This window comes from Nocardia sp. Tas62D01 (assembly GCF_055232035.1).
Map to the genome: position 1 here is coordinate 19,753 of NZ_JBUYUZ010000001.1, position 24,821 is coordinate 44,573.

A 24,821-nucleotide genomic window follows, 5' to 3' on the forward strand; every position below is an offset into this window, starting at 1 on the left:
TCATTGTGGCAGCCAGACGAAGCTGGCGGCGCTGGCACCGCTCGGGACGTATTCGGCGGCGACGTAGCCGCTGTAGCCGGCCGCGCCGAGCTTGTCGACGTAGCCGAAGATGTCGAGCTCGCCGGTGCCGGGCTGGTGCCGGCCGGGAGCGTCGGCGATCTGGACGTGGGCGATGCGGTCGCTGTACTGCTCGATCACCTTGTCCAGATCGTCACCGTTAGTGGCCAGGTGGTAGAGGTCTGCGAGCAGGCCTCCGGTTGCCGTACAAGGCATTGAACGCCCGGCACCCCAGCCGGCCGCCTTGGCCGCGGCGGGACGCTCCAGTAGTGGCAGCTCGGTGAACAGGATGGACAAGTTCACCGCCTAAGGGAGTGGTTCTCGAGTCATTCGGTCTCTTCTTGTGCCTGGACCTGTCGTGCCCGTGCGGACCGGGTGCCAGGGTGTGCCGTCGTCCCGCTGAGGCAGGAATCGGGTCGGTTGGGCCGTCGTCCTGGCGGAGACCGGGTGGACGCCGATGCCAACTAGCTTCCGCAATGTGGAATCTTTATTCCGTTAATTGAATTGACGATAGCTGGTCGGGGTGTGGCGGTCAACACTTTGCGGAAAATCTGGACGGACCTGTGCCGACCCGTTGGCAGCGACTCGGGACTCGACCTACTCCACAAATGGAATTTCGATTCCGCATAGTAGAACTATGGCCATCCCGTCTTCCGGACGGAGGTGTATCCCGTGAGGGAACCGCTCACGATTTCCTGGATCAACGAACTGGCCGCCGACGCTTGGCGCGCATCCCTGAATGACGTTGTGGACCTGGCGGATTGGTCCGACAAGGTAAGCGCTGCTCGCCCTTACGCGGGTCGTGACGCGCTGCTGGAACTGACCGAGGCGCGGTGCTCGCGCTGACGGAGGTGCAGGTCCGTGAGGCGCTTGCGGACCATCCGCGCATCGGCGCGGCCACCGCCGCGGACTCACCGGCCGCGCGCGAACAGTCCGGCGTCGACAGCGCCGACACCGAACTGGCCGCGCGGCTGCGCGAGGGAAACGTAGCCTACGAGACCAGGTTCGGGCACATCTATCTAGTGTGCGCATCCGGCCGCAGCGGTCACGAAATGCTCGCAGATCTCACCGCGCGGCTGACCAACGATCCGGACACCGAAATCGGCGTCACCCGAACAGAACTCGCCGCGATCGCGCGAAAGCGGCTGGAACGGATTGTTATCCCGTGACCCGCAGCGCCATCACCACGCATGTGCTCGACACCGCGCCGCCGGCCACCCGGCCCGAGGCGTCGCGGTGCGGCTGGAGGCCCGCGCCGAGGACGGCTGGCGGGAGATGGGCTCCGCCAGCACCGACGACGACGGGCGCGTCACCGTCATCGGCCCCGAGCGGGTGGCTGCCGACGACTATCGCCTGATCTTCGACGCCCGCAAGCTATTTCGGCGATCGCGACCGCTTCTTTCCCGGTGCCTTCCCGCACGGACATCACACGGCGACAGGGAGGATGCGCCGGTGACGGTGATCATCGGAATGGACCTGCACAAACGCTCGGCCACGACGCTACTTCGAGCTGGGCAGACCCCTCTTCAGCCATTCCCGGCACGGCACCCGGTGAAAGGCAAGCCATGTGAGAGCCACACCAATGACGACGGGGCAGCCGCATACCGAGTCTCCCACCGGGCACCTGGACCAGATCCTGGCCGGGATCAGGCCCTACCACCAGTCTTAAGTAGCCGCATACCGCGCGTCGAGCGGCCAGATGTGCTGCGGCTCAAAGCATCCTGTGTTGGCGGTGTGCACATGTGTGGGGACTGGATGGGTGTTGATGGTGCGCCGCACCTGCGTGCCGGCCTCCGACGATTTCCACCGATCCCAAAACCCGGTCGCGGCGGTGAGCACAGACACCGCGGCCCCTCCAACCAGGATCAGCGACGCGGCCTGATAGAACTCTTCGGCCCAGCCGGTGTCGCGCCCGAGGAAGGCGATCAGGTCCAGAGCGGCGACCAATCGTCCATCATCCGGCCGGTCATTTTCGGGAACCAGAAGTAGATACCGGCGAAGGTGGCGAACACGATGGTGCCGAACAGGACGTAATGGAAGTGGGCCACCACGAAGTAGGTGTCGGTGACATGGAAATTGATCGGCGGGCTGGCCAACATCACCCCGGTCAGGCCACCGAAGAGGAACGTGACGATGAATCCGACGGCGAATAGCATCGGCGTCTCGAACGTCAGCTGCCCCATCCACATTGTGCCGATCCAGTTGAAGAATTTCACCCCGGTCGGCACGGCGATCAGGTAGCTGGTCAACGAGAAGAACGGCAGCAGTACCGCCCCGGTGGCGAACATGTGGTGTGCCCAGACCACCGCCGAGAGTGCGGCGATACTGATCGAGGCGTATACCAGCCCGGTATACGGCCAAGGTCATCACGCTGCGTGTCGGCGCGGCGCTGTTCAGGGGATCGGGCGGCCCGGATCTGTGGCAGCGCCCGGGTGTGGCGGGTGCACCCCGCGTGAGCGGTCTGCACGTGCAATTCGGCGCCTATGCCCCGACCGAGGTCGTCGTATCCTGGCACACCACCGCCGCCGTCGACAATCCCCGGGTGTTGTTCGGTTCGCCGACCGGCGGTTTCGGGGACAGCGTCCGGGCTAGGACCACCACCTACCGGGACGCGAAATCGCAGACCGGAGTTCCGGTGAACCACGCACGGCTGACCGGGCTCATACCCTACACCGACTACACCTATGCCGCGGTGCACGACGGCATGACACCGGAACTCGGCACCATCCGCACGGCCCAGAAGGGCCGGGCCCTGTTTCGCTTCACAAGCTTCGGTGATCAGTCCACGCCGACGCTGGGCAAGCAGGCCAACGGCGCCTATGTCAGCGACAACCTCGGCACGCCGGTGGCGGGCGACATCACCGCCGGCGTCGAATGGCTCGCACCGCTGTTCAATCTCGTCAACGGCTGCTACGCCAACATCGCCACCGACCGCATCCGCACCTGGTCGGACTGGTTCGACAACAACTCTCGATCGGCGCGGTACCGGCCGTAGATGCCAGCAGCGGGCAACCATGAGAACGAACTCGGCAACGGCCCCACCGGCTTCGGCGCCTACCAAACGTATTTCGCGGTCCCCGATTCCGGATCCGACGCCGAGACGCGGGGGCTCTGGTATTCGTTCATGGCGGGCTCGGTGCGGGTGATCAGTCTCGGCAACGACGACATCTGCCTGCAGGACGGCGGCAACTCCTACGTGCACGGCTACTCCGGCGGCGCCCAGAAGCGTTGGCTGGAAACCGAATTGGCGGCCGCACGCGCCGATCACGGCATCGACTGGATCGTGGTCTGCATGCACCAGACCGCGATCTCTACCTCCCGCACCGGGAACGGCGCCGATCTCGGCATCCGCCAGGAATGGCTGCCTCTGTTCGACAAGTACAACGTCGATCTGGTCGTCTGCGGGCACGAACATCATTGCGAGCGCTCGCACGCGGTGCGCGGTGTGCTCGGCACCGACACACTGACGCCGACACCGTCGGTCACCAACGAAGACGTCATCGACACCAGCAAGGGCACGGTACACCTGGTCATCGGCGGGAGCGGCACCTCCTCACCATCGAACCTGACCCTGTTCGACACCCCGCGTTGCCGGGTCCTCACCAGCGTCGGCGATTACGATCCGGCGATCCGCCGCAAGGCACAGAACTACGTCGAAGAGGACGCACCCTGGTCGGCCTTCCGCGACCGCGAACATCCCTACGGCTTCGTGGCGTTCGATGTGGACCCGGGCCAGCGCGGCGGGTCCACGTCGATCAAGGCCACCTACTACGCGATCAACGGCCCCTTCGGTGAACTCACGCTCGTCGACCGCTTCACCCTCACCCGCCCGCGCACAGCCTGACCAGGATAGTTGGTAGGTGGGGCGGTGTGGCATCAGTGCGTAATGGATATTGTGTTCTAACTTTCGAGTTATGTTCGATCCCTATGGGTTCCAGCCCGGCGGCATGCTCGGGATCCCGACCGACGAATTCGGCAAACCCATCGATGGGCCGATCGAGCATCCCCGTGCATCGAGTGCACTGATCGTGGGCATGCTCGGTCTGGCCTGCTGTGGAATCTGCGCACCGATTGCTTGGGCCATGAGCCGCCAAGCCCTCATCGACATCAACCGATCCGGCGGCTGCCTCAGCGGCCGCTCACAAGCCACCGTCGGACTCATCCTCGGCATCGTCGGCACCGTATTGATGATCGCCGAGGCATTGTTGTTCACCCTGATGCTCATCGGTGGCCGCGCCTGACAAGACGAGCACCTGCGCCGAAGTCGGTTTCTATGCTGCTCTACACGCGCCATCCGGGGCGTTGTGGTAGGCGAAACGACCGCCACTACGGGTCCGCCGCCATCGCGGCCGTTGACCGTGCTCCGGCATCACTGCCTTGGTATTTGAGATCGGCACGCGTGACCGATCCGGTCTCCAGCCACCATCAGTCGGTGCCATCGAGGGCGTCGTGGGAGTCGCGATTGGTGCCGTTGCGTAGGCGCGGGATGGATGCCATTCCCGTGGTGAGTTAACCCAGCATTTCAGTGGTCCTCGCGCGGATACTTGGTGATGTGATTGCTGCTCCTGATCGGACCGGACTCCCTGCTGGCGGCGTGAGCGGTAGTCCTGGGCGTGCACGGCGGGCGGAGTTGCTGCTGTTGGTGCTCGCGTTGGTGATCACGGCAGTGGCGTGGTGTCTGATGGCGATCGGCACGGGTTCGGGCATCGAAGGGTACGTGCCGCGAGACTTGGCGTTATTCGCGGTTGTGACGGTGGCGGCGCACCTGGTGGTACGCCGATGGGCCGATGGCGCGGATCCGTTGATCCTGCCGTGCGTGGCACTGCTCAATGGGCTGGGGTTGGTGCTGATCGATCGGCTCGATCACGCCGAGGCGGCACGCGCGGTCGCAGACGGCGAGCCGGTCCCGACGCCGGACGTTGCTCATCAGTTGATCTGGACGATCGTGAGTGTCGCGCTGTTCGCGGCCGTTCTGGTGTCGATCCGGGACCATCGCGTGCTGTCGCGCTACGGCTACACCTTCGGCCTGGCCGGGGTGGTGCTGCTCATGATCCCGGCGGTACTGCCGAGCAGTATCAGCGAGGTCAACGGTGGCAAGAGCTGGATTCGGTTGCACGGCTTCTCGGTTCAGCCCGGTGAGTTCGCGAAGGTGGCGTTGCTGATCTTCGTCGCCGCGTTCCTGGTGGCCAACCGTGAACTGTTCGCCGCCGCGGGCACCCGCGTGTGGGGCATGACGATCCCGAAGGCACGCCACCTGGCGCCGCTGCTGGTCGTGACCGGTATCGCGGTGCTCGTGCTGGTGGTGGAGAAGAACCTCGGGTTCTCGCTGCTGGTGTTCGGCACCGTGCTGGCCATGATCTATATCGCGACGAACCGGGTTTCCTGGCTGCTCATCGGGATAGTCATGTTCACGATCGGATGCGCGATCGCCTATCACCTGTTCGCACATGTCCGGGTGCGCGTGCAAGTCTGGCAGGACCCGTTCGCCAGCTACTTCGGCAATGGCTATCAGATCTCGCAAGCATTGTTCGGGATGGCCACCGGCGGGCTGGGCGGCGACGGCCTGGGGACCGGTCGCCCGCAGGACGTACCGTTCGCCAAGACCGATTTCATGATCTCCACCATCGGCGAGGAACTCGGCCTCATCGGGCTGACCGCCGTCATCATGGTATTCCTGATACTCACCATGCGCGGCTTCAAAGCGGCACTGACCGTTCGTGATTTGTTCGGAACACTGCTCGCGGGCGGCCTGGCGTTCGCGATCGGCTGGCAGCTGTTCGTGGTCGTGGGCGGAGTCACCAAACTGATCCCGCTGACCGGCATCACCACACCGTTCATGTCCTACGGTGGCTCCTCACTGCTGGCCAACTACATCAGCATCGCCCTACTGGTCCGGATCTCGCACCGGGCGCGCAGCGAACTCGCGAACACCGCGCCACCGGCGGTTGCCCCCATCGCCGAGGCCACCACGGCACTCATCGGCCGCAACCCGCAACAGCTGCGGTATTCACGTGGATACGATCGATGGTGACCAGTACGCGACGACATCGTCGTGGCACGAAGACCGGGCACCTGCGGAGGGCCACGATCGGTGGCGCGAATCTCGTTGTCGACCAGTTGATTTCGCAGGAGTACGTGGCGTTGACGAACTGGATCGGCACGGCCGACACTGCCGCAGTTGTCGGTGCTGCTGTCTCGAGTCCGAGCCCCGGCCAGCCCGCCTGTGGCGTCTGCAGGGACCGCGCTGTGGTCGCTGTTCGGGCGATGCAGGTCAGCGATTGTGCGGCTATGAGCGCGGTCGCCACACGGCAAGGCGACAATTGGCGGGAGCAGCCCGCGAGAGTTAGACGGTTGGGCAAGCCATCCCGCTGTTGTCCGGATCCAGGGCCGGGGAGTAGCCGGGTTCCCCGCGGAACAGCGGCGCGCGGCCTGCCGCACGAGCGGCGTCGCAGTTGGCGAACGCGCCGCCCACCGAACCGGTTTGGTTCAGACCCGCGGATCCGACCGCGGCCGAACCCGAGTCGATCCCAGAAGAACCGGTCCCGGAGGAACCCGACGGCATCGGCAGTGGGTCGGACAGCGCGATGGGTGTGGCAAGCAGAGTCAATCCTACGAGGGCAGCGCTGACGGTCAACGGCGAACGTTCATGTGTTCCTCTATGTTTGCTGCGGTGAATGCGTCGTCAGGTCTCTCGACGCGGCACCCACTGTTGTGGTGACCGGCCGCGTTGTCAACCGCACGATTCGGGCACATGATGCGGGCACGGCAAGCGCGGGCGCGGCAGCCGGAATAGTGATTCATGCTGGCGCGCAAGGTATCCGGCCAGTCCGGCATCGTACTGCGAGAGTTCATCGTGGATATCGTGCGGGTAATTCGGCTCTCGGCGATGATGTCGGCATGTGATGGCGAGACCGAGCGGTCAGTGGAGGTAATCGGTGGACAAGATGGATCGATCCGGCTCGGCAGAGCCGGGCGGGTTGACGGCGCGTCAGGCGCTGCGGCAGTTGCAGGAACAGCTGCGCAAAACCGAGCGGCTGCTCGATATCGCCGAGGAGCAGCAACCCTCACCAGCGTTGACCCGGATCGTGCAGTCACGATGGCCGGTCGCCGCGGCGGTCGTCGTCGCGGTCGCGCTACAGGTGTGCCTGCCGAACAGTTTCACGCCGGGGCATCGCTTGGTGCCCGGCCTCGAGCTCGTCCTGCTCGCCGGCCTGGTGGTCGCCGATCCGCGTAACCGCGCTCGTCCGACACGGTGGTTGCGGCGGATGATGGTCCTGCTCACCGCGATGATCACCGTGACCAACGGGTGGTCGGCGATCCGGCTGGTCACCCAGATCGTTCAAGGCCAGCAGGACGACGCGTTCGTTCTGCTGATCTCCGGCGCCGCGATCTGGGCGACCAATGTGATCGTGTTCGGGCTGTGGTATTGGCAGCTCGACCGTGGGGGGCCGCTCGGGTCCCGGGGTGCGATCTGTCATCGCGATTTCGTGTTCCCGCAGCAGCAGGACCCCGATCCCGCATTGGTGGGCTGGATGCCCAGCTTCCCCGACTACCTCTATCTTGCCTATACCAACGCGACCGCGTTCAGTCCCACCGACGTCATGCCGTATACGATCCGCGCCAAGATGATCATGATGCTGCAGTCGGCGGTGTCGCTGATAACGATCGCACTGGTGATCGCCCGCGCGATCGGCCTGTTCAAATAGGCCCCCGCCGAGGGAATGGCGACAGGCGATCCGCCCCGGTCCCGGACAATTCCCAGACGACCACTACTTACGCCGCATCGGCAAATGCCGTCGCTCGCACGGTCGGCACCCGACCGAATAACTACGGGGACAGATCGACGGTGAGAGTGGTCAATGCGAGGGCCGCGGAGCAGGGGTCGGGCTGTGGGGAGTGGGAATTGTTTCGTACTCGCCAGGTGATCGCACCATTGGCTTGGGCCGATACCGAGCAGTCGCCGAGGTCGCCGGGGTTGCGAGCGTAGAACCCGGTGGCGGTGACCTTCGTTCCGAGGACATCGCGGACGACGGTCAAGTGTTCAGTGCTGAAGCCGTCTTCGTTGGCGCGTTCCCAGAGTTGCTGCAGCGAATCATGTTCGGAGAAGGCGAAGGTGACGTCGAGTTCGCCGTCGGTGTTTTTCCCGTGCCACAGGCAGGTCGGGGGTGTGAGATGGCCGGTGAGGGTGTCGGCGTGGACGGCCCCGCTGATCTTCGATGAGCGGTTGGCAATGGGCCAGCGGGTTCGGCCCGACCGCCGAAGCGGCGTCCGGTGTCGAGGTTCGTGGCGCACGCGGACAGGAGGCCGACCATCGCGACGGCGGTCAGTGCGGCGCCGCGAGCTGAGAAGGCGGTCACGGCCGCTCCCTCTTGCCCAGATCATCGAGATCGGGTTCGGATACTCCGGCCAAGGCTACCGGGGACCGGCACCCGGTCGCATCGGCGGCGGTGGGTGAGCCTGCCGCCGATGCGCCAGTTGATGTATCGGTCAGCCGGTGATGGCTTGACGACCTTGACTCCGACCAGCACGACGGCGACGAGGAGGTAACCGCGCAGGGCGAGCATGCCTGCCATGCGCAGCGGCGAGAACGCTGGTCGCTCGAGGGTGTCCAGTGCCGGGGTGCGCCAGGCATCACGGTCGTGTTCGAGGATCGCTGTGCGTTCGGCACGCGAGAGTTCGGTGGCGTCGAGTTCCTCGACCTGGTCGGGGTCCAGACCGCCGAGTTCGCGCGCGGTCTGCTCGGTCTGCTCGGTCTGCTCGCGCAGGCTGCGGTGGCGGGCGTACGCGATGCCGACACCGCCGAGCACACCGACGAATATGCGTGCGCCGAAACCGATTTCGAGGCACACGCCCATCACGAGCGATACGGATCGGGACCTGCCACACCACCGTGCCATCACGACGCACACGCGGACGAGGAGTCGGCATCTAAGGACCTCCAGGTAGACGGATATTTCCGTCTATGAATCCAGGCCCTCTCGAACGAGTCAAGCGAGTATGGAAGCTGTAAATCCTTGCAGCACAATATATTTGAGAGATATAGTTTGATCGCTTCCGAATCGCGAACGGAAACATGGACCCGCCGCCGACCGGCGGCGGTGTGGGGCCAGGGTTGAGAGCCTGCCAGCGGTAGGTGCGCCGAGTTCGAGTCCCGGATCCCACACCATCGAGGCCTTCGCAGATGTTTCCGTGCCGAATGCCAGCGGTATGCCACACAATTGGATGCGGATGAAGGTTCGGCCCGAGGTGAGTCATGAATATTCGTAAGACGCTGCTGGTTCCAGTGCTGGCACCGTTGTTGGTTGTTGGTTGCGCACATGAGGGCTCGAAAACCGTCGCGCATGCGGTGATTCAACCCCCTGCCGCGAGACAGACCTTGCAGGTGCCGGTCGGTCCCGGTCCCTCCGGCACGTACACGGTACAGGTGCAACCGGCTCCGGGCAGCTGCCACTACCGCAAGTCCGGCGACGGGCAGCCACTGCCCGATCCCGCGTGCACCCCGGGAGCGGTCAATCCGAAGGTTGCCGCGGACAACCTCGGCGACACCATCTGCAAGGGCGGATACACTTCCTCGATCCGCCCACCGGCCAACATCACCGACCGGGAGAAGGACGCCGACGCGAAGTCCTACGACTACACCGGCCCATTGCATGACGCCGAGTACGACCACCTGGTGTCACTGGAGCTCGGCGGCGACCCGAACGATCCGCGCAACCTGTGGGTGGAGCCACCGTCGCCCGGTCACAAGCCGGGCGCGGGGCCGAACAATCCGAAAGACGCCGTCGAGAACAAGTTGCACGCGCTGGTGTGTTCGGGCAAGGTCGCCTTGACCGACGCCCAAAACGCCATAGCCGCCGACTGGACCACGGCCCTGGTCGACCTCGGCCACCCCGACGGCAAGTAGACCACCCGCCGTATCGGTAGCGGTGTGACGGGGTTTCCGGTTTCGGCTGCTGGTCGAGTGGAAACGATTGTGCTGGCCTTGCCGACGGAATCTGCATGAGAGCTCGGGGTCGGCCGCCGACGTCCTCGCCCATGCCGCACACCATGGACACGATCCGGCAGCAATGCACTCGAGCCGACCGACGAGGGGTGTATTCATGACCACGGATGCGGGCAGCCGGTCGGGGTGCTCAAACCGCGGTCGGCTGGCTGTCGTGGTTGTTCTCGTGCTGCTCGGCGGGAGTCTGTGGTGGGTGTCCGCCCGTCACGGTGGGGCCTGCACCAGCACCCTCTCGGCACGCCGCCACAGCTGATGCCCGTCCCGCCCAACCGGATCAGCCTGCAGGGCTGGAAGCTGACCATCCCGGAAAAGGACAAGAACGGCCACGCCGCTGTTATCGAGCCTGCCGCCGTCGAGCCGCCGTGGCTCACCGAAGGCCTGGACGGCAGTCTCACTTTCTGGGCGCCGGTTCGAGGCGCTACCACGCCGCATTCACAGCACGCCCGTACCGAGCTGGACAGCCTGAGCAACTTCTCCGCCGCGACCAGCGGCCCCGCACACGCTCAAGGCCGCATCGGCGGTCCTCCATCGTGGCGGGCCTGTTCAAGGGCCTGCGGCACGCAGGACGCTGCCCGCTTCGCCTTCCTGCTGGCCACCCCGGTCATCCTCGCCGCCGGTATGCTCAAGACACCCGAACTGTTCAAGCCCGAGAACCACGACATTCTCGGTCCAGCGCCGGCGGGCTCGGTGGTCGCGGGCGTGCTGTCCTATGTCTCGGTCACGTTCCTCACCTCGTACTTCGAGACCAAGAAGCTGACCCCGTTCGCCGTCTGCCGTGCCCAGTTCTATAGGTGCTTGCGCTGCGGCAAGTCAACGATCAACTCACCCAACAGGATTCGCCGACAGTTCCCAGCGCCACAGCGTCGGTCACCCGGCGGTCACCCACCGTCCCAGTTGCGGAACTGCCTCCCCGGGATGTTTGGCCTGGAATCCGTCGCCGATGGCCTCTAGCTTCCAGTCACCGCCGACGCGGTATACCTTCGCCATCGCCAACGCTGTGAACGCCATCCCCCCGGTCAGCGAGTAGCGGGCCAGCTCGGCGTCGTTGGTGGCATCGACCAAGCGGCAGAACGCGTTGCTGATCTGCTCGAAGGTGTGGCCCTGATACGAGGTCACAAAGAACAACAGGGTGGATACGTGCGCCGGTACCCAGGTCAGGTCGACCAGAATCACCTCGTCGTCCCCCTCACCCTCACCGGTCAGATTGTCGCCCTGATGCCGGATCGACCCGTCCTTGGAGGTGAGCTGACCGTAGTAGGCGACATCGACCAAGTTCCGTTCGGCGAACAACGCCACCGACGCGTCCAGGTCGATATTGATGGTGCGGCCGCCGAACAGCCCGCCCTTCTTCACCGGATCCCAGCCCAACCCCATCCTGACGTAGGTCAACGCGACACCACCCTCTTTCCGTAAGGTGACCCGCTGCCCCTTGGCCAGACTGACCGGGCGCCCCTTCGCCAAGCTCACCTCCTCAGCCAGAGGCGGCGTCGGCCGTGGCACCGCGGGCGGGTAGCCCTGCCCAGCCGATCCTGTCGGGTAGCCGGGAGCCGGCATCGGCGGATACCCAGGGGCGGCGGGTAGGTACCCCGGTCCGGGCGGAGACGGATAGGACGCGGCCGGGGAATACTGCGGTGGCGGCTGCGCCGGATAGACGGGGGAATTGGGCGGCGGATAGGTCGGGACCGGTGAGGTCGCGCCCGCGGGCGTGACCGTCGGCGGAGGCGTGGTGGGTGCCGAAGCCAGGTGTGGTGCGTCCTCGACGCTCACCCCATGATCGGTGACCAGCGCGGCGAATCCCCCGGCATACCCTTGGCCGACCGCGCGGATCTTCCAGCTGTTCTGGCGGCGATACAGCTCCACCGCGATGACGATTGATTCGGTGCTCAGCCCCTCGATCCGATACTCACACAGTGTGTTTCCACCGGCATCGGCCACCACCGCCACCGGCGCCGGGATGCGCCCGAACGTGGTGGCCGGGTCATCGAGGGTGATCACTGCCCGGATCTGGTCGATATCGGCGGGCACCGCACCCAGCGACACCGCCAATGCCGAGGGTTGCCCCGCCGGGCCGGGCCGCAGGTTCACCCCCGGACCCCGGGGCTGGTTGAAGAAGATGAAATCGGCATCCGAGCGGACCTTGCCGTGTGCGGTGACCAGCAACGCCGACAGATCCGCGGACGCGGCGACCCGCACGGTAATCACCACATCGGCCGCGGCTAGCGGGCGGTTCTGACCCTTCGCCAGTGTTGCGGACAACCCTCGGCCTTTCCCACGTCGGCGTATTCGATTGCCACTCTACGACGACCGCGCATGTTGGCATCCGGGTTGTCTGCCCGGTAGGGCGGGCCCGCCCACGGAGTCAGCTCCAAGAAGGCGATGAGCTCGGCGTAGAACACCAGCGCATCATTGGGGATGCCGTCGACCTGTTCCCGGGCCTCGGGAACCATCTCGTAGGAATACATCGGCCTACGAGCCGAGTTTGGCGTTGATCTCTGCTCGGTGCGCGGCCGCCCCGATGGTGGTGACATTCCGGCCCAGCTGGAGGTCCGCGACCCGGGCGAGCATCCGGGTGTGAGCGTCGGCACCGTGGCGTTGGGTGATCTCGGCGACCTTGCGGAAAGTTTCCAACACCGCCAGCACGCCCGTCAGATCCAGGGACTGGGCTGCGGTCGCCATCTCCTCGGCGTAGTGGCGCTCGAACTCCACGCGTTCGGAACCAACCAGGGCATCACGAATTGCGCGCGGTGTGGCGCCAATAGCGCGGGAAGCGCCGACGACCTGGACGACTCTGGTGACGCCATGCCAACATCATAGCCTTGCCATACGACCGCATCGGGGTCGTTCCCCACACCATCCAGATGAGTCGAAGCTGGGGGCTACCTGCCTCCCCCTGCCGGGGTGCGCTTCCGCTGGGCCCCGTGGCAGCCGGGGGTTTTTCGTCGGCTACCTGTGGTGTGGCGTCTTGGTCTTCGGTGGGTGAGATCGGATCTGGTGTGCGGGTGAGCAACTGGTCGTACTTGGTGATGTCAGGGATAGGCCGGTCTTCTCCAGCGGTCAGGGATGAGGCGATGGTGGCGCTCGGGATCCGCAGGTAGCTGTACACGGTCTCGCGGCTGACGCCGAATGCCTTGGCCAGTGCGGCTTTCGATTCACCGGCGGCCGCGCGGGCGCGCAGCGCTGTGCTTATCACTGCTCTCGCGCACCAACGTTAGGACCGCGACCGGCCGGTGTCGTCATCCCCGAGACCGACGTCGCGTTGTTCCACAGGACGACACCCATGCCATCCCTCGGTTCCCGGTACCGTCTGAAAGATGAGCAACATCGAGGTCGCCATTGTCGGATACGGCCTGGCGGGATCGGTGTTCCATGCGCCGCTGATCGCCGCCGAACCGCGCATGCGGGTGGCGGTGGTGGTCACCGGGTCGGACGAGCGGGCCGCGCAGGCCCGGCGCGAGCATCCCGGCGTGCGCGTGGTCGCGAGCGCCGACGAGTTGTTCACCGACACTTCCGGCCTCGATCTCGTCGTCGTCGCGACACCTAACCGGACCCATGCGCCGCTGGCACGCCGAGCCCTCGACACGAACCTACCGGTGGTCGTGGACAAGCCGTTCGCGGTCACCGTCGCCGAGGCCGAGGACCTGGTCACCCGGGCCGAACGGAGCGGCCTTGCCTTGTCGGTCTTCCAGAATCGGCGCTGGGACGGCGACTTCCTGACCGTGCGGCAGTTGGCCGCCGACGGCCGTCTCGGCGAGGTGCGGCGTTTCGAGTCCCGGTTCGAGCGGTGGCGGCCGGTGCCGAAGGGCGGCTGGCGCGAGGTCGGCGCGCCCGCCGACGGCGCCGGTCTGCTGTATGACCTCGGCAGTCACCTCATCGACCAGGCGCTGACGCTGTTCGGGCCGGTGCGCTCGGTGTATTGCGAGCTGGACCGGCGGCGGGCCGGGATCCAGACCGACGACGATGCGTTCCTTGCGCTCACCCATGAGTCGGGCGTCCGCTCCCAGCTGTGGATGAGCGCGGTGGCCCCGCAGCTCGGTCCGCGTTTCCGAATGCTCGGTTCCGAGGCCGGTTATGTCACTTACGGTTTGGATCCGCAGGAGGAGGCGTTGCGCGCCGGCCGACGGCCCGACGACGGCGAAGGTCCTTGGGGCGCAGTCGAACCCGAACGGTACGGAGTGCTCGGCGCCGAGCCCGACACCGCGCCGGTCCCGACCCTCGCCGGCGACTACCCCGCGTTCTACGCCGCCATGGCCGCCGCGCTACTCGACGGAGCCGCCGTTCCCGTCGACCCGCGCGACGCGGTGAACACGCTGCGGATCATCGATGCCGCGCGCCGATCGGCCGACACCGGTACGACCATGACCGGATGAGCCATCGGGACCCCGTTGCAGGTGTGCTCGGCCTGCGGGCCGACGCACCGACGGGCGCGAGTGGCTTTCGGCGGATAGGGTGCGGCGGTGGATACAGCCGAATTTGTCGAGCGCGGTTCCTCCATTGCGGACCGGCTGACAACGACGCAGGCGCCGCCGCCGTGGTGGTTGGTAGTGGCGACCGGAGTGGTGGCCCTGTTCTTGGTCGGGTACTGGCCCGTCTGGCGATTGACCCGCAATGTGGTCACGATCGCGCACGAGGGCGGTCACGCGTTACTGGCGCTGCTGACCGGGCGCAGGCTCAACAGCATCACATTGCATTCGGACACGTCGGGTTTGACGGTGTCGAGCGGAAAGCCCTACGGGCTGGGCATGATTCTCACCGCGATGGCGGGCTATCCGGCGCCGCCGCTGCTCGGCCTCGGCTTCGCGGCACTGCTCGGCGCCGACCGGATCACGCTGATGCTTTGGACCTCGATCGTCCTGCTCGCCGCCGTGCTGATCAAGGTGCGCAATATCTATGGCCTGATCACCGTATTCGGGCTGGGCGCCATCGTCTTTGCGGTGTCCTGGTTCGGTACCGACACGCTCCAAGCAGGTTTCGCCTACCTGGGTGCGTGGTTCCTGCTGCTGGCCGGGGCCAGGCCCGTGATCGAACTGCAGCGGGGCCGTTCGCGGCACACGCGCAACCCCGGCGGCGCCGATTCCGACGCCGATCAGCTCGCCCGGCTCACGCACCTGCCCGGTCTGCTCTGGGTGCTGCTGTTCGGTGCGGTTGCGGTGGCCGCGTTGATCGTCGGGGGTGGGCTGCTGCTCGCCGACGCGTCCGGCATCTGTATTCCCAATCTGTCCAACGGGTCTTGTCCCACGCCGTCGGCGCCCGTCAACTAAGCCGGGTCGCCCTGTGCCAGCGCGGCCGTCGCTTCCCGAACCAGCTCGGCGGGATCGCGGGTTGCGTTCAGGACGATGCCGCGCTCATCGGCGGACAACGGTTCCAGCGCCACCAACTGGGAATCGAGCAAACTCGTCGGCATGAAATGACCGGGGCGCGACGCCATACGGTGGGCGAGTTCGGCCCGCGACGCGTGCAGATGGACGAAGAAAACCCTCGGCGCCGCCGCGCGCAACCGGTCGCGGTAGCTGTGCTCGAGCGCGGAGCAGCTGACCACACCGCCCCGTTCGCACCGTTCGGCCAGCCAGGCCGCGATGATGTCGAGCCAGGGCCAGCGGTCGTCGTCCGTCAGCGGCAACCCGGCCGCCATTTTCGCGATGTTCGTCGCGGGGTGGAAGTCGTCGCCCTCCGCGTACTCCACGTGCAACGCCTCGGCGAGCAATCGACCGACCGTCGACTTCCCGCAGCCGGAGACACCCATCACGACGATCAGCGGTGGCACGGGTCGTTCGGTCATTCCGCTCCTCGGCTGCCATCGTTCATTCGTCGTGGCCTCGGCATCAGACACTAGCCAATCTGACGCCATCACCCGATTGCTGGGGACGTAGCTACTGCTGCGGCTTCGCCGTGTAGGCGTCGACGGGGTTCGACGCGACGAACTGCGCCCAGGTCTGCGTGCCATCGTGGTGTTCGGGGCAGGTATTCGCACCAGCACGGAATGCGCGCCCGATGCGGCCCGGCACCGGGATGCGCACAACCCGGCGCGGCCGGGCACGGGCCGCCCGCCACACCTCGGCCATCCGCGCGAGCGTCAGCACTTCCGGCCCGCCGAAATCGGGGGCACGGTGCGTCGGCGTACCGTCGATCAGTTCGGCAACCCGCACAGCCACATCCGCGGCGGCAACCGACTGGAAGCGGAAGTCCAGCGGCAGCGGCGCCAGTGGCAGCCGCTCGGCGCCGTGCAGCGCGGACGCGATCAGCTCATGGAACTGTGTCGCCCGCAGAATCGTATGCGGCACACCACTTTCCATGATCCGCTGCTCGCATGCGAGCTTGTTCCGGTAGTAGGTGAACGGGATCCGGTCGATTCCGACGATGGACACGTACAGCAGGTGCCGCGCACTCCCCGCCGCCGCGAGCAGATGCTCGGTTTGCATAATGTCGGGCCGGCCGACCCGACGAAAGTCCGACGCCGCGTGCACGATCAACTCCGCCCCCGCCGCAGCCTCCGCAACCCCGACACCCGTCCGAAGATCCCCCACGTGCGTTCCAGCCCCCACACGCCGCGACAACACCCGCACGTCATGCCCCCGCTCGCGCAATCGCTCGACCACGAGCCTGCCCAGCGCGCCAGTGCCACCGGTGACGAGTGCCGTACTCATAGCTCAGTACTACCGTCGCGGCCCCAGGGGCACAAGACCTCGTCGGCTTGCCGACACCCACAACTAGAGTGCGTCACGTCATCGACCGTGGTTTCCCGTCGCATCGCCGGGCCGCATGGCGATCCACCCCGCCGCGACAAGCGCGGGCTGCTCGGGCACCATGATCGATATGGATTTACGCATTTTCACAGAACCGCAGCAGGGTGCCAGCTACGACACACTGTTGACCGTCGCCAAGACCGCCGAGGATCTGGAGTACGACGCGTTCTTCCGCTCCGACCACTATCTGCACATGGGCTTCTCCGACGGCCTGCCCGGCCCGACCGACGCCTGGATCACCCTCGCGGGGCTGGCCAGGGAGACCAATCGGATCCGGCTGGGCACTCTGGTGACCGCCGCCACCTTCCGGCTGCCCGGCCCGCTGGCCATCCAGGTCGCCCAGGTGGACCAGATGTCCGGCGGCCGGGTCGAGCTCGGGCTCGGTAGCGGCTGGTTCGCCGAGGAGCACGCCGCCTACGGCATCCCCTTCCCTGCGGACAAGTTCGCGCGGCTCGAGGAACAGCTCGCGATCATCACCGGATTGTGGTCGACGAAGATCGGCGACAAATTCAACTTCGATGGCGAGCACTACCAGCTGACCGACTCCCCCGCGCTGCCCAAGCCGGTCCAGGACCCGGTACCGGTGGTGATCGGCGGCCACGGCGCCGCCCGCACACCGCGGCTGGCCGCCGAGTACGCGACCGAGTTCAACATGCCGTTCTCCGCGATCGAGGACAGCGCCCGCCAATTCGATCGCATCCGCGCCGCCGCCGAGGCCCGCGGCCGCCGAGCCGACGACCTGGTGTACTCCAACGCCCTGGTGGCCTGTGTCGGCCGCACCGACGCCGAGGTCGCCCGGCGGGCCGAGGCGATCGGCCGCGACGTGGACGAACTGAAGGTGAACGGGTTGGCCGGATCTCCGGCCGAGGTGGTCGACAAGATCGGCCGCTACGCCGAAATCGGCGCCTCCCGAATTTATCTCCAGATCCTCGACCTGAGCGACCTCGCTCACCTCGAACTGATTGCCGCGCAGGTGAAATCGCAGCTCCAGTGATCAGCCGACGGCACGATTCGTCGGCAGGTTCACGAAGCTCGGTGCCGCCGGATCCAGCCGCAGGTACTGCGGTTTGAGTTCGGTGTTGTTGAGCATGGGCCGGAAAGCCAGTGCCTTGGGCGAGTTTCCGGCGAAGACGTCGACGCGGAGGCGGTGGCCGGGCGCAATGACGGCCTGGGTGGGGATGACAGCGATGTCGAGAGCCGTCGGCCGCCCCGGCTCCACCGGGAGCATGCTGGCGACGGTGATCGGGTTGAACGGTGCGGTGAAGTCGCCGTTGGGTGAGCGGGTGCTCTTCGACTCGTCGACCGCCCGCAACGACGCGATGAGCTGGCCGGTGGTCAGGACGGTCGAGGTGCCGTCGGGCGCGACGTCGTTGACGGTGACGCTCCAGTAACCATCGGCGGCGTCGTGAATCGTGTTGAGGTGCACGTTGATCGGGCCGGAGATCTCGGTCGGCTCGGTGACCGCCGCGCTGGTGAAGGTGAGCCCGTTCCGTTCGGCGATGCGCGAGTCCTTGGCGCAGAGGTCGAGTGCCGCGGGGATTCCGGCGGCGCCCTGCGTAGCATCACGTGAGCATGCCGTGGTCAGTCCGGGCGCGACCTTCAGCGTTGTCACTTGGGACGGCGGCGTCATCGACAGCGATCCGTCGTGCAGGCTCTCGTCGGTGGTGCCGCTTGCCGCGTCGGACAGGTAGACCCGGCGGTGGTTGACATCCTGCTGCGGGAACTGACCGAGTTTGATCCACCCGCCGCCCTGCTCCCAGACGTTGATCGGTCCGAAGTCGCTGATGCCGCGGTCGATTCCCTTGAGCCACTTGTCGAACCACACCCGCTGCAGCACATCCAGTCGCGGCGGGGCTTTGGCCGTGCCGGTGCCCGCACCCGGGTTGGCGTGATAGGTGTCGCCGACAATGAGTTGCTTCTTGCCCGCGGGCAACGGGATGGCGTTGTAGAGCTTGGTCGCACTGTTGGCGAAGATGTCGTGCCAGCCGCCGTATACGAAGGTGGGCACCGTGATTCGTTCCGGATGCCCTTCAATGCCCTGCCGGAAGGGGCTGTCGGCGTCCAGCGCCCCCGCCAGCGCTGGGGGAAGATTGTCGAGTGAGGGCGTGAGCAGGGCCTGGGCCAGCAGATCCACGTTTGTGGTCGGGTCGGCCACGCGGTCGTTGAACCACTTCCAATCGAAGGTGCCGTTGAGCATCGACTGAACGTCCGGGATCAGTTTCAGCTGGTTCACATTGCTGAGCCACAGCGGCAAGAAGGTGGTGCCGACACCGCCGCCCGGCGCGACGACATCACGCATGAGATCGCTGCCCGGCTCCACCGGGAAAATGGCTTTCAGTGCGGGCGGGGCGTTTTCGGCCGCGCGCAGCTGGTTGATGCCCGCGTAGGAGCCGCCGCTCATGGCGATGTCACCGTTGGACCACGGTTGCGCCGCCGCCCAGTCGATCACCTCGCGGGTGTCCAATTGCTCGCGCGCGCCCAGGGTGTTCCAGGTGCCCTCGGAGAAGCCGGTGCCGCGCACATCGACCACCACCAGCGTGTATCCGCTGCGGATCAGGTTGCGGTCGATGCCGAGGACGGTCCGGACGGTGCCGCCGTCGAGTGCGTGCAGGAGGTCTCCGAATCCGCTGATCGGCGTGCTGGAAAGGTTGATTCGACGGACCAGGTCCATGGTCATCGGTTGCAATCTCGGGATGGCCAGCGCGGTATCGACCAGGTTCGTCACGAGCTTTGTGTACGGGGTGAGGTTCACAATCGTCGGCAGCGGCTGGTCGACGACCGCCCTGGACGGGTCCATCGGCCGATACACGTTCGCCTTCAGCACCACCCCGTCGCTCATCCGGATCGGGACATCCCAGTCGATGTGCACGTCCGGGTACTGCTGCCGGCCGTCGTGCAGTTGGGTCCACTGCTCGCTGCGCGTACTGCCGGTCGATTGCTGTGCGGCCGCCGATCCGACCGTGGTGGCGATCAATAGCGGTACCACGACGACCACTGCCGCTAGTCGAAGCGTGCGGACAAACATGTGTGCCACTTCACGCCCCGACAACATGACCCTCCTCGACTGATACTCCGCACCCTGACAAGCCACCCCGATAACGAGACCGACCCTAGCAATCGGGTGGCGAATAGTGCGTTAAGTACGCTCCGGTCGGTTCGTCGCGTCGCGCACCGGATTCGCCTGCCGCAGAATACGACCGACCAGTCTCTGCCAGCTCTTCGAAGCAGATTTGACCGACCAGTGACCCATCCGAAAACCGCCCGCTCCGTTGCGACTGCGCCGAACGGCTCGCGTCCGGCTCCGTCAGTCGATAACGTCGACACCCGACCGAGTCCCCGATGAGGAGATCCGAATGGGTTCAACGATTTTCGCGGTGTTCCTGCCACTTGCCCTCGCTCTGGTGATGTTCGGCCTCGGGTTGACGCTGACTGTCGATGATTTCGCCCGCGTGCTCCGATATCCCAGGGCCGCCGTGGTGGCGCTGGTGTGCCAGATGGTGCTGCTGCCCGCGATCTGCCTCGGCTTGATCTACCTGTTTCGGCTCGAGGGGGCGCTGGCCGTCGGCATGATGTTGCTCGTCGCTGCGCCGGGCGGGCCGTCGGCCAATCTGTTCAGCCATATCGCCGGCGGCAATGTGGCCCTGAATATCACCCTCACCGCGATCAATTCGATCCTCGCGGTGTTCACCATGCCGCTGGTCGTCGCGCTGGCCTACACGCTGTTCATGGACGAGGACGCGTCCATCGGGCTGCGGCCGGACAAGTTCGTCCAGGTGTTCGCGATCGTGCTCGTTCCGGCCGCGATCGGCATGTGGGTGCATCGGCGGTTCACCGCGTGGGCGGACCGGATGCGCAAGAACGTCAAGATCGTGTCGGCCGTCGTGCTACTGCTGGTCGTCGTCGCAGCAGTGGGACGCGAATTCGACACCCTCACCGAAAACATCGGCAAGCTGGCCACCATCAGCCTGTTGCTGTCCGCGCTGAGCTTCGCGATCGGTTATGCGGCGCCGCGACTGGTCGAGGTGGACACCGACCAGGCGATCGCCTCGGCCATGGAGATCGGCATCCACAACGGCGCATTGGCCATCGCCGTCGCGTCGACCGTGCTGCACAACGACACGATGGCGGTCCCGCCCGCCGTCTACGGGGTGCTCATGAACATCCCCGCCGCGATCGCCGCCTATCTGCTGGCCCGGCAGGTGCGAAGCACCCGCCCGACGGAGCTCGCGTCGACGTAATCGGACACCCGCTCGGCGGATGCGCACGGTGACGGTCGCGCCGGACGGCGCACTGTGGGTCACCTCGTCCAACCGGGACGGACGCGGTGATATCCGCGACGGCGACGACCGCATCATCCGGTTCCCGGCCCGCTGAACATCTACTCCACCCTCTCCAAAACCACTGGCGGACCGAGTAACTCGATATCGGACGAGGCCAGGGCCGGGTCGATATCGTAGGCGCCATCGCGGGCGAGCAGATCGGCGTAGCGACCGTCGGAATCGACGAGTTCCCGGTGCGTGCCGCGTTCGACGATCCGCCCCTGGTCCAGGACCACGATCTGATCCGCGTCACGGATGGTGGACAGCCGGTGCGCAATGGTGATCGTGGTTCGACCGGCCGACAGCGCGTCGATGGCGGCCTGCACTTCGCGCTCCGTGCGGGTGTCCAGCGCGCTGGTCGCCTCGTCCAGCACCAGGATCGGCGGGTTGCGCAGGATGACCCTGGCGACCGCGAGGCGCTGCTTCTCACCACCGGAGAACCGGTAGCCGCGCTCGCCGACCATGGTGTCGTAGCCGCCGGGCAGGCCGGCGATGTGGTCGTGGATCTGTGCGGCGCGGGCCGCCTCGTACAGTTCCGCATCGGAGGCATCGGGTTTCGCGAAGCGCAGATTGTCGGCCACGGACGCGTGGAACAGGTATGTCTCCTGTGAGACCACGCCGACGGCGGCGGACAGATCGGCGAACGACAGGTCACGCACATCGGTTCCGTCGATGGTGACCCGTCCCGAGTTCGCGTCGTACAACCGCGCGACGAGATAACCGAGCGTGGTCTTGCCGGAACCGGTCTCCCCCACCACGGCCAGGCTGGTCCCGGCGGGCACGGTGATGTCGATGCCGCTCAACACATCTCGGGTTCCGGACCCGTAGGAGAAGCCGACGCGGTCGAACCGGACCTCGCCCTCGGCGTTCGACAGTGGCAGCGGCCACAGCGGCTCCTCGATGTCCGGCTTCAGATCCAGGTATTCGAAGATTCGTCCGAACAATGCCATCGAGCTCTGCAGCTCGACCCCCGTGGACAGCAACTGCACCATGGGCCGCAGCAGACCGTTCTGCAGGGTGGTGAAGGCGACCAGCGTGCCGATCGACACCAGCGGATGCCCGGTGGCGACGGTCAGTCCGGCGGCCCAATAGACGACAGCGGGCATCGCCGACATGATGATCTGGATGGTCGACTGCCGCCACCGACCGGCCATACCGGAGCGAATCTCCAGCTCGACCAGTCCGCGTGACTCCTGCGCGAAGTTATCGACGAGTGCAGATGACCGGCCCATCGTGCGCCCGAGCAGGATGCCGCTCACCGAGAGCGACTCCTCGACGATCGCCGACATGCCCGCGAGCTTCTGCTGGCGCTGCGCGGTGATCTTGCGGCGCTCGTTGCCGACGCGACGACTCACCCAGACGAAGAAAGGGAGCATGATCAGTGAGACCGCGGTGAGCCGCCAGTCCAGGGCGATCATGGCGACGACCGAGGCGACGACCGTGGTGAAATTGGAGACCAGCGACGTCGCAGTCGAGGTGACCGTCGACTGCATGCCGCCGATGTCGTTGGCGATCCTGGATTGCACCTCGCCGGTGCGGGTTGCGGTGAAGAAGGACAACGGCATGCGCTGCAGTTGCGCGTAGACCGCGGAGCGAAGGTCGTGCATGACCTCCTGGCCGACCGCGGTGGAGATATAGGTCTGGAGCACGCCGAAGACGTTGGTCGACGCCGAGACGGCGATCATGCCGACGGCGAGGAGGGTCAGGAGGCCAGTGCGGCCGTTCGGGAGTGCGTTGTCGAGCACGCCGCGCAGCATGAACGGCGAGGCGAGCGCGACGATCGAGGACAGGCCGACCAGCGCGGCAACGAGAGCGAGGCGGGCCCGATAGGGCCGGAAGAGCCGGACGATCCGGCCGAGCTGAGACTGTGGGGGCGGCAAAGGCGCCTCCTTTCGCGGAAACTACCCGTAGAACTGAGTATGGCTCACAATTATTCCACGGAACAATGAGCTATGCTCAGCTTTGTGGATACCGCTGCCGAAACGGACCTGCCCGAGCTCTTCCTGCGCGCCGCCAAACGAATCCGCCGCAACCAGGCGACCCGCCTGGCACCGCTCGGCCTCACCCCTGGCCAGGCCCGCGCGCTGCGCATCATCGCCCGTCAGAGCGAGCCCCTGCACATGGCCGCGCTCGCCGAACGCCTCGACATCGTCCCGCGCTCGGCCACCACCGTCGTCGACGCGCTCGAGTCCGCGGGCCTCGTGGCTCGCACCCCCGATCCGTCCAACCGCCGCTCCACGCTGGTCACCCTCACCGAGGCGGGCCGCGCCGCCCTGACCCAGATGTCGGCCGCGCGCCGGAAGGCCGCCGAGGAACTCTTCGCCGTGCTCTCCCCCGACCAGCGCGAAACCCTCCGCCACCTGCTGGCTACCCTCGACGCGAGCGCGCCGACCGGCTAGTCGAGTGCGGTCCGCGCCCAGTTCGCTTCGGCGCGGTCGTACTCCGCTTGCGCGGCGCGGATCGCGGCCCGGTGCCGATCGGCCCACGAGACCGGCTCCGCCGCACCGACGCCGGCTCGCGGATCACCTCTCGCACCTTGCGCTCCACCTGGACGCAGGGCAACGCCGCCATCGTCCAGCCCTGACCGACAGCGCCTCGACCTACTCGCAGAGGCGCCGCACCGACGCCTGCCCCGCCGCCGCACGCGATCGCCCGAAGACGTATCGGCGGATCGCATTCGGTCCTAGGCTGGGGGCCATGACGCCGCTCCAGCGCTACATCGTCGAAGAAATCGCTGCCGACCACGCCGACGGGCTACTGTCCCGCCGTGAGGCGCTGCGCCGCCTCGGGCTGCTCGGGCTCGGCGCCCCGGCGGCGGTCGCGCTTCTGGCAGCCTGTTCCAGCGGCAACAAGACCGTGAGCCCGGCACCATCGTCGACCGGTTCCGCGACGTCCACGCCGCCGGGGATGAGCACCGCGGTACCCACCACGCCGATCACCTTCCCCGGTCCCGAAGGTCGGGTGTTGCAGGGCGCGTGGGCAGCGGCAGCACAGCCGCGCGGCGGAGTGCTCGTCATCCACGAGAACACGGGCCTCACCGACCACATGCGTTCTGTGACAGGGCGATTCGCGGGTGCCGGGTATTCCGCACTCGCCGTCGACCTGCTCTCCGAGGCGGGCGGAACCGCCGCCTTCACCGATCCGGCCGCCGCGACCGCCGAACTCGGCAAGATCGCACCGGAGCAGTTCGTCGCCGACCTGCAGGCCGGGACCGACGAACTCGAACGGCGGGTGCCGGGTAAGAAGCTGGGTGCCACCGGATTCTGCTTCGGTGGCGGGCTGTTGTGGTTGCTGCTGACGTCCGGTGCACCGAAGCTGGCGGCGGCCACGCCGTTCTACGGTCCCTTCCCGGACAACGGTGACCTCTCGGGATCGAAGGCCGCGGTGTTGGCGATCTACGGGGCGCTGGACACCCGGGTCGACGCGTCACGACCGGCCGCCGAAGCGGCATTGCAGCGCGCGGGCCTACCGTATGAGGTGTTCGTGGCGCCGAACGCCGACCACGCCTTCTTCAACGACACCGGGCCCCGGTACAACGCGGCCGCGGCCAGCGAGGCGTGGCGGCGCGTGCTGGATTGGTACGGCACCCGGCTCGGCTGAACCCCGAAAGCCGCACTCTGCCCGCGCGGAGCGCATACTGGTAACAGGGAGCACAGATCGTCCTCGACGAGTCGCGTCGGACGGTCTACCAAGCTCATCTCG

At 66.5% G+C, this 24,821-nt stretch carries 26 protein-coding genes and 4 pseudogenes; 16 read left to right on the forward strand and 14 right to left on the reverse strand.

From position 1 onward, the window contains the following. Entirely contained in the window at positions 1–360 is a 360-nt protein-coding gene (locus tag ACV7NQ_RS00110) for a TIM barrel protein (protein WP_463357699.1), read from the reverse strand. 369 nt (positions 361–729) lie between these two features. Between ACV7NQ_RS00110 and ACV7NQ_RS00115 the strand changes: the two genes are divergently transcribed. The 3 genes and pseudogenes from ACV7NQ_RS00115 to ACV7NQ_RS00125 form a co-directional block, all read left to right on the forward strand. Continuing rightward, positions 730–903 carry a hypothetical protein gene (locus ACV7NQ_RS00115; protein WP_463357700.1) on the forward strand — a complete coding sequence of 58 codons (174 nt, stop codon included), beginning with the start codon at positions 730–732 and terminating at the stop codon, positions 901–903. After that, a complete protein-coding gene (locus ACV7NQ_RS00120; protein WP_463357701.1) occupies positions 891–1,226 on the forward strand; it encodes a 2-oxo-4-hydroxy-4-carboxy-5-ureidoimidazoline decarboxylase in 336 nt (111 codons plus the stop codon). The genes ACV7NQ_RS00115 and ACV7NQ_RS00120 overlap by 13 nt, the downstream gene beginning before the upstream one ends. Next, positions 1,213–1,431 (forward strand): annotated as a pseudogene (locus tag ACV7NQ_RS00125) (hydroxyisourate hydrolase); the annotation flags it as partial. The gene ACV7NQ_RS00120 and the pseudogene ACV7NQ_RS00125, both read left to right, overlap by 14 nt. 291 nt (positions 1,432–1,722) lie before the next feature. Here the strand turns inward: ACV7NQ_RS00125 and ACV7NQ_RS00130 are convergent. Further along, entirely contained in the window at positions 1,723–2,004 is a 282-nt protein-coding gene (locus tag ACV7NQ_RS00130) for a hypothetical protein (protein ID WP_463366086.1), read from the reverse strand. Beyond that, positions 2,004–2,411: pseudogene (locus ACV7NQ_RS00135) on the reverse strand (cbb3-type cytochrome c oxidase subunit I); the annotation flags it as partial. The gene ACV7NQ_RS00130 and the pseudogene ACV7NQ_RS00135, both read right to left, overlap by 1 nt. Between ACV7NQ_RS00135 and ACV7NQ_RS00140 the strand changes: the two are divergent. From ACV7NQ_RS00140 to ACV7NQ_RS00150, 3 genes and pseudogenes are all read left to right on the forward strand, one after another. Then, positions 2,396–3,901, forward strand: a pseudogene (locus ACV7NQ_RS00140) (purple acid phosphatase family protein). The pseudogenes ACV7NQ_RS00135 and ACV7NQ_RS00140 sit on opposite strands and share 16 nt — an antisense overlap. A gap of 70 nt (positions 3,902–3,971) precedes the next feature. After that, positions 3,972–4,298 (forward strand): DUF4190 domain-containing protein, encoded by a 327-nt coding sequence (locus tag ACV7NQ_RS00145; RefSeq protein WP_463357702.1) that lies wholly within the window; start codon positions 3,972–3,974, stop codon positions 4,296–4,298. 353 nt (positions 4,299–4,651) lie between these two features. Beyond that, positions 4,652–6,088 (forward strand): FtsW/RodA/SpoVE family cell cycle protein, encoded by a 1,437-nt coding sequence (locus tag ACV7NQ_RS00150; protein WP_463357703.1) that lies wholly within the window; start codon positions 4,652–4,654, stop codon positions 6,086–6,088. A 312-nt stretch (positions 6,089–6,400) separates the two neighbouring features. On the opposite strand, the gene ACV7NQ_RS00155 is transcribed toward ACV7NQ_RS00150, so the two are convergent. Beyond that, positions 6,401–6,691 carry an excalibur calcium-binding domain-containing protein gene (locus ACV7NQ_RS00155; RefSeq protein WP_463357704.1) on the reverse strand — a complete coding sequence of 97 codons (291 nt, stop codon included), beginning with the start codon at positions 6,689–6,691 and terminating at the stop codon, positions 6,401–6,403. A gap of 301 nt (positions 6,692–6,992) precedes the next feature. Here ACV7NQ_RS00155 and ACV7NQ_RS00160 point away from each other — a divergent pair, with 301 nt between their 5' ends. After that, entirely contained in the window at positions 6,993–7,763 is a 771-nt protein-coding gene (locus ACV7NQ_RS00160; protein WP_463357705.1) for a hypothetical protein, read from the forward strand. A gap of 121 nt (positions 7,764–7,884) precedes the next feature. Here the strand turns inward: ACV7NQ_RS00160 and ACV7NQ_RS00165 are convergent, their stop codons facing one another. Continuing rightward, the gene (locus ACV7NQ_RS00165; protein ID WP_463357706.1) at positions 7,885–8,349 is read right to left on the reverse strand and encodes a DUF3558 family protein; all 465 of its coding nucleotides are present in this window, start codon (positions 8,347–8,349) and stop codon (positions 7,885–7,887) included. An 86-nt stretch (positions 8,350–8,435) separates the two neighbouring features. After that, positions 8,436–8,906 carry a hypothetical protein gene (locus ACV7NQ_RS00170; RefSeq protein WP_463357707.1) on the reverse strand — a complete coding sequence of 157 codons (471 nt, stop codon included), beginning with the start codon at positions 8,904–8,906 and terminating at the stop codon, positions 8,436–8,438. A gap of 404 nt (positions 8,907–9,310) precedes the next feature. Here ACV7NQ_RS00170 and ACV7NQ_RS00175 point away from each other — a divergent pair, with 404 nt between their 5' ends. Together ACV7NQ_RS00175 and ACV7NQ_RS00180 are read left to right on the forward strand one after the other, a co-directional pair. After that, the gene (locus tag ACV7NQ_RS00175) at positions 9,311–9,961 is read left to right on the forward strand and encodes a hypothetical protein (protein ID WP_463357708.1); all 651 of its coding nucleotides are present in this window, start codon (positions 9,311–9,313) and stop codon (positions 9,959–9,961) included. Between the two features lie 288 nt (positions 9,962–10,249). Beyond that, complete coding sequence (locus ACV7NQ_RS00180; protein WP_463357709.1) at positions 10,250–11,011, forward strand: undecaprenyl-diphosphate phosphatase; 762 nt, start codon at positions 10,250–10,252, stop codon at positions 11,009–11,011. On the opposite strand, the gene ACV7NQ_RS00185 is transcribed toward ACV7NQ_RS00180, so the two are convergent. Genes ACV7NQ_RS00185 through ACV7NQ_RS00200 form a run of 4 tightly spaced genes read right to left on the reverse strand, consistent with a single transcriptional unit; the run spans position 10,928 to position 13,250 of the window. After that, on the reverse strand, positions 10,928–12,316 hold the full coding sequence (locus ACV7NQ_RS00185; RefSeq protein ID WP_463357710.1) for a TerD family protein: 1,389 nt from the start codon (positions 12,314–12,316) through the stop codon (positions 10,928–10,930). The two genes, ACV7NQ_RS00180 and ACV7NQ_RS00185, sit on opposite strands and share 84 nt — an antisense overlap. Next, positions 12,277–12,522 (reverse strand): hypothetical protein, encoded by a 246-nt coding sequence (locus tag ACV7NQ_RS00190; protein WP_463357711.1) that lies wholly within the window; start codon positions 12,520–12,522, stop codon positions 12,277–12,279. Before ACV7NQ_RS00190 ends, ACV7NQ_RS00185 begins: the two co-directional genes overlap by 40 nt. 4 nt (positions 12,523–12,526) lie before the next feature. Then, positions 12,527–12,766, reverse strand: coding sequence for a DUF6247 family protein (locus ACV7NQ_RS00195; protein ID WP_463357712.1), 240 nt, complete (start codon positions 12,764–12,766; stop codon positions 12,527–12,529). A 22-nt stretch (positions 12,767–12,788) separates the two neighbouring features. Beyond that, on the reverse strand, positions 12,789–13,250 hold the full coding sequence (locus tag ACV7NQ_RS00200; RefSeq protein WP_463357713.1) for a helix-turn-helix domain-containing protein: 462 nt from the start codon (positions 13,248–13,250) through the stop codon (positions 12,789–12,791). Positions 13,251–13,371: 121 nt separating this feature from the next. Between ACV7NQ_RS00200 and ACV7NQ_RS00205 the strand changes: the two genes are divergently transcribed. Further along, the gene (locus ACV7NQ_RS00205; RefSeq protein ID WP_463357714.1) at positions 13,372–14,427 is read left to right on the forward strand and encodes a Gfo/Idh/MocA family oxidoreductase; all 1,056 of its coding nucleotides are present in this window, start codon (positions 13,372–13,374) and stop codon (positions 14,425–14,427) included. 87 nt (positions 14,428–14,514) lie between these two features. Further along, positions 14,515–15,318 carry a M50 family metallopeptidase gene (locus ACV7NQ_RS00210; protein WP_463357715.1) on the forward strand — a complete coding sequence of 268 codons (804 nt, stop codon included), beginning with the start codon at positions 14,515–14,517 and terminating at the stop codon, positions 15,316–15,318. On the opposite strand, the gene ACV7NQ_RS00215 is transcribed toward ACV7NQ_RS00210, so the two are convergent. Together ACV7NQ_RS00215 and ACV7NQ_RS00220 are read right to left on the reverse strand one after the other, a co-directional pair. Then, positions 15,315–15,836: a gluconokinase gene (locus ACV7NQ_RS00215; protein ID WP_463357716.1), complete on the reverse strand. Its 522-nt coding sequence runs from the start codon at positions 15,834–15,836 to the stop codon at positions 15,315–15,317. The genes ACV7NQ_RS00210 and ACV7NQ_RS00215 overlap by 4 nt on opposite strands. 91 nt (positions 15,837–15,927) lie before the next feature. Beyond that, positions 15,928–16,701: an SDR family oxidoreductase gene (locus tag ACV7NQ_RS00220; RefSeq protein ID WP_463357717.1), complete on the reverse strand. Its 774-nt coding sequence runs from the start codon at positions 16,699–16,701 to the stop codon at positions 15,928–15,930. A gap of 169 nt (positions 16,702–16,870) precedes the next feature. On the opposite strand from ACV7NQ_RS00220, the gene ACV7NQ_RS00225 reads away from it, so the two are divergent. Continuing rightward, on the forward strand, positions 16,871–17,794 hold the full coding sequence (locus ACV7NQ_RS00225; protein ID WP_463357718.1) for an LLM class F420-dependent oxidoreductase: 924 nt from the start codon (positions 16,871–16,873) through the stop codon (positions 17,792–17,794). Here the strand turns inward: ACV7NQ_RS00225 and ACV7NQ_RS00230 are convergent, their stop codons facing one another. Further along, complete coding sequence (locus ACV7NQ_RS00230) at positions 17,795–19,825, reverse strand: CocE/NonD family hydrolase (protein ID WP_463357719.1); 2,031 nt, start codon at positions 19,823–19,825, stop codon at positions 17,795–17,797. It lies immediately after the preceding gene. A gap of 328 nt (positions 19,826–20,153) precedes the next feature. Between ACV7NQ_RS00230 and ACV7NQ_RS00235 the strand changes: the two genes are divergently transcribed. After that, positions 20,154–21,038 carry a bile acid:sodium symporter family protein gene (locus tag ACV7NQ_RS00235; RefSeq protein WP_463357720.1) on the forward strand — a complete coding sequence of 295 codons (885 nt, stop codon included), beginning with the start codon at positions 20,154–20,156 and terminating at the stop codon, positions 21,036–21,038. A gap of 16 nt (positions 21,039–21,054) precedes the next feature. Further along, positions 21,055–21,174: pseudogene (locus ACV7NQ_RS00240) on the forward strand (PQQ-dependent sugar dehydrogenase); the annotation flags it as partial. A 4-nt stretch (positions 21,175–21,178) separates the two neighbouring features. Here ACV7NQ_RS00240 and ACV7NQ_RS00245 read toward each other — a convergent pair. Beyond that, positions 21,179–22,999, reverse strand: coding sequence for an ABC transporter ATP-binding protein (locus tag ACV7NQ_RS00245; protein WP_463357721.1), 1,821 nt, complete (start codon positions 22,997–22,999; stop codon positions 21,179–21,181). 72 nt (positions 23,000–23,071) lie between these two features. On the opposite strand from ACV7NQ_RS00245, the gene ACV7NQ_RS00250 reads away from it, so the two are divergent. Beyond that, entirely contained in the window at positions 23,072–23,518 is a 447-nt protein-coding gene (locus ACV7NQ_RS00250; RefSeq protein ID WP_463357722.1) for a MarR family winged helix-turn-helix transcriptional regulator, read from the forward strand. Positions 23,519–23,816: 298 nt separating this feature from the next. Next, entirely contained in the window at positions 23,817–24,719 is a 903-nt protein-coding gene (locus tag ACV7NQ_RS00255) for a dienelactone hydrolase family protein (RefSeq protein ID WP_463357723.1), read from the forward strand. Positions 24,720–24,821: the final 102 nt, after the last annotated feature.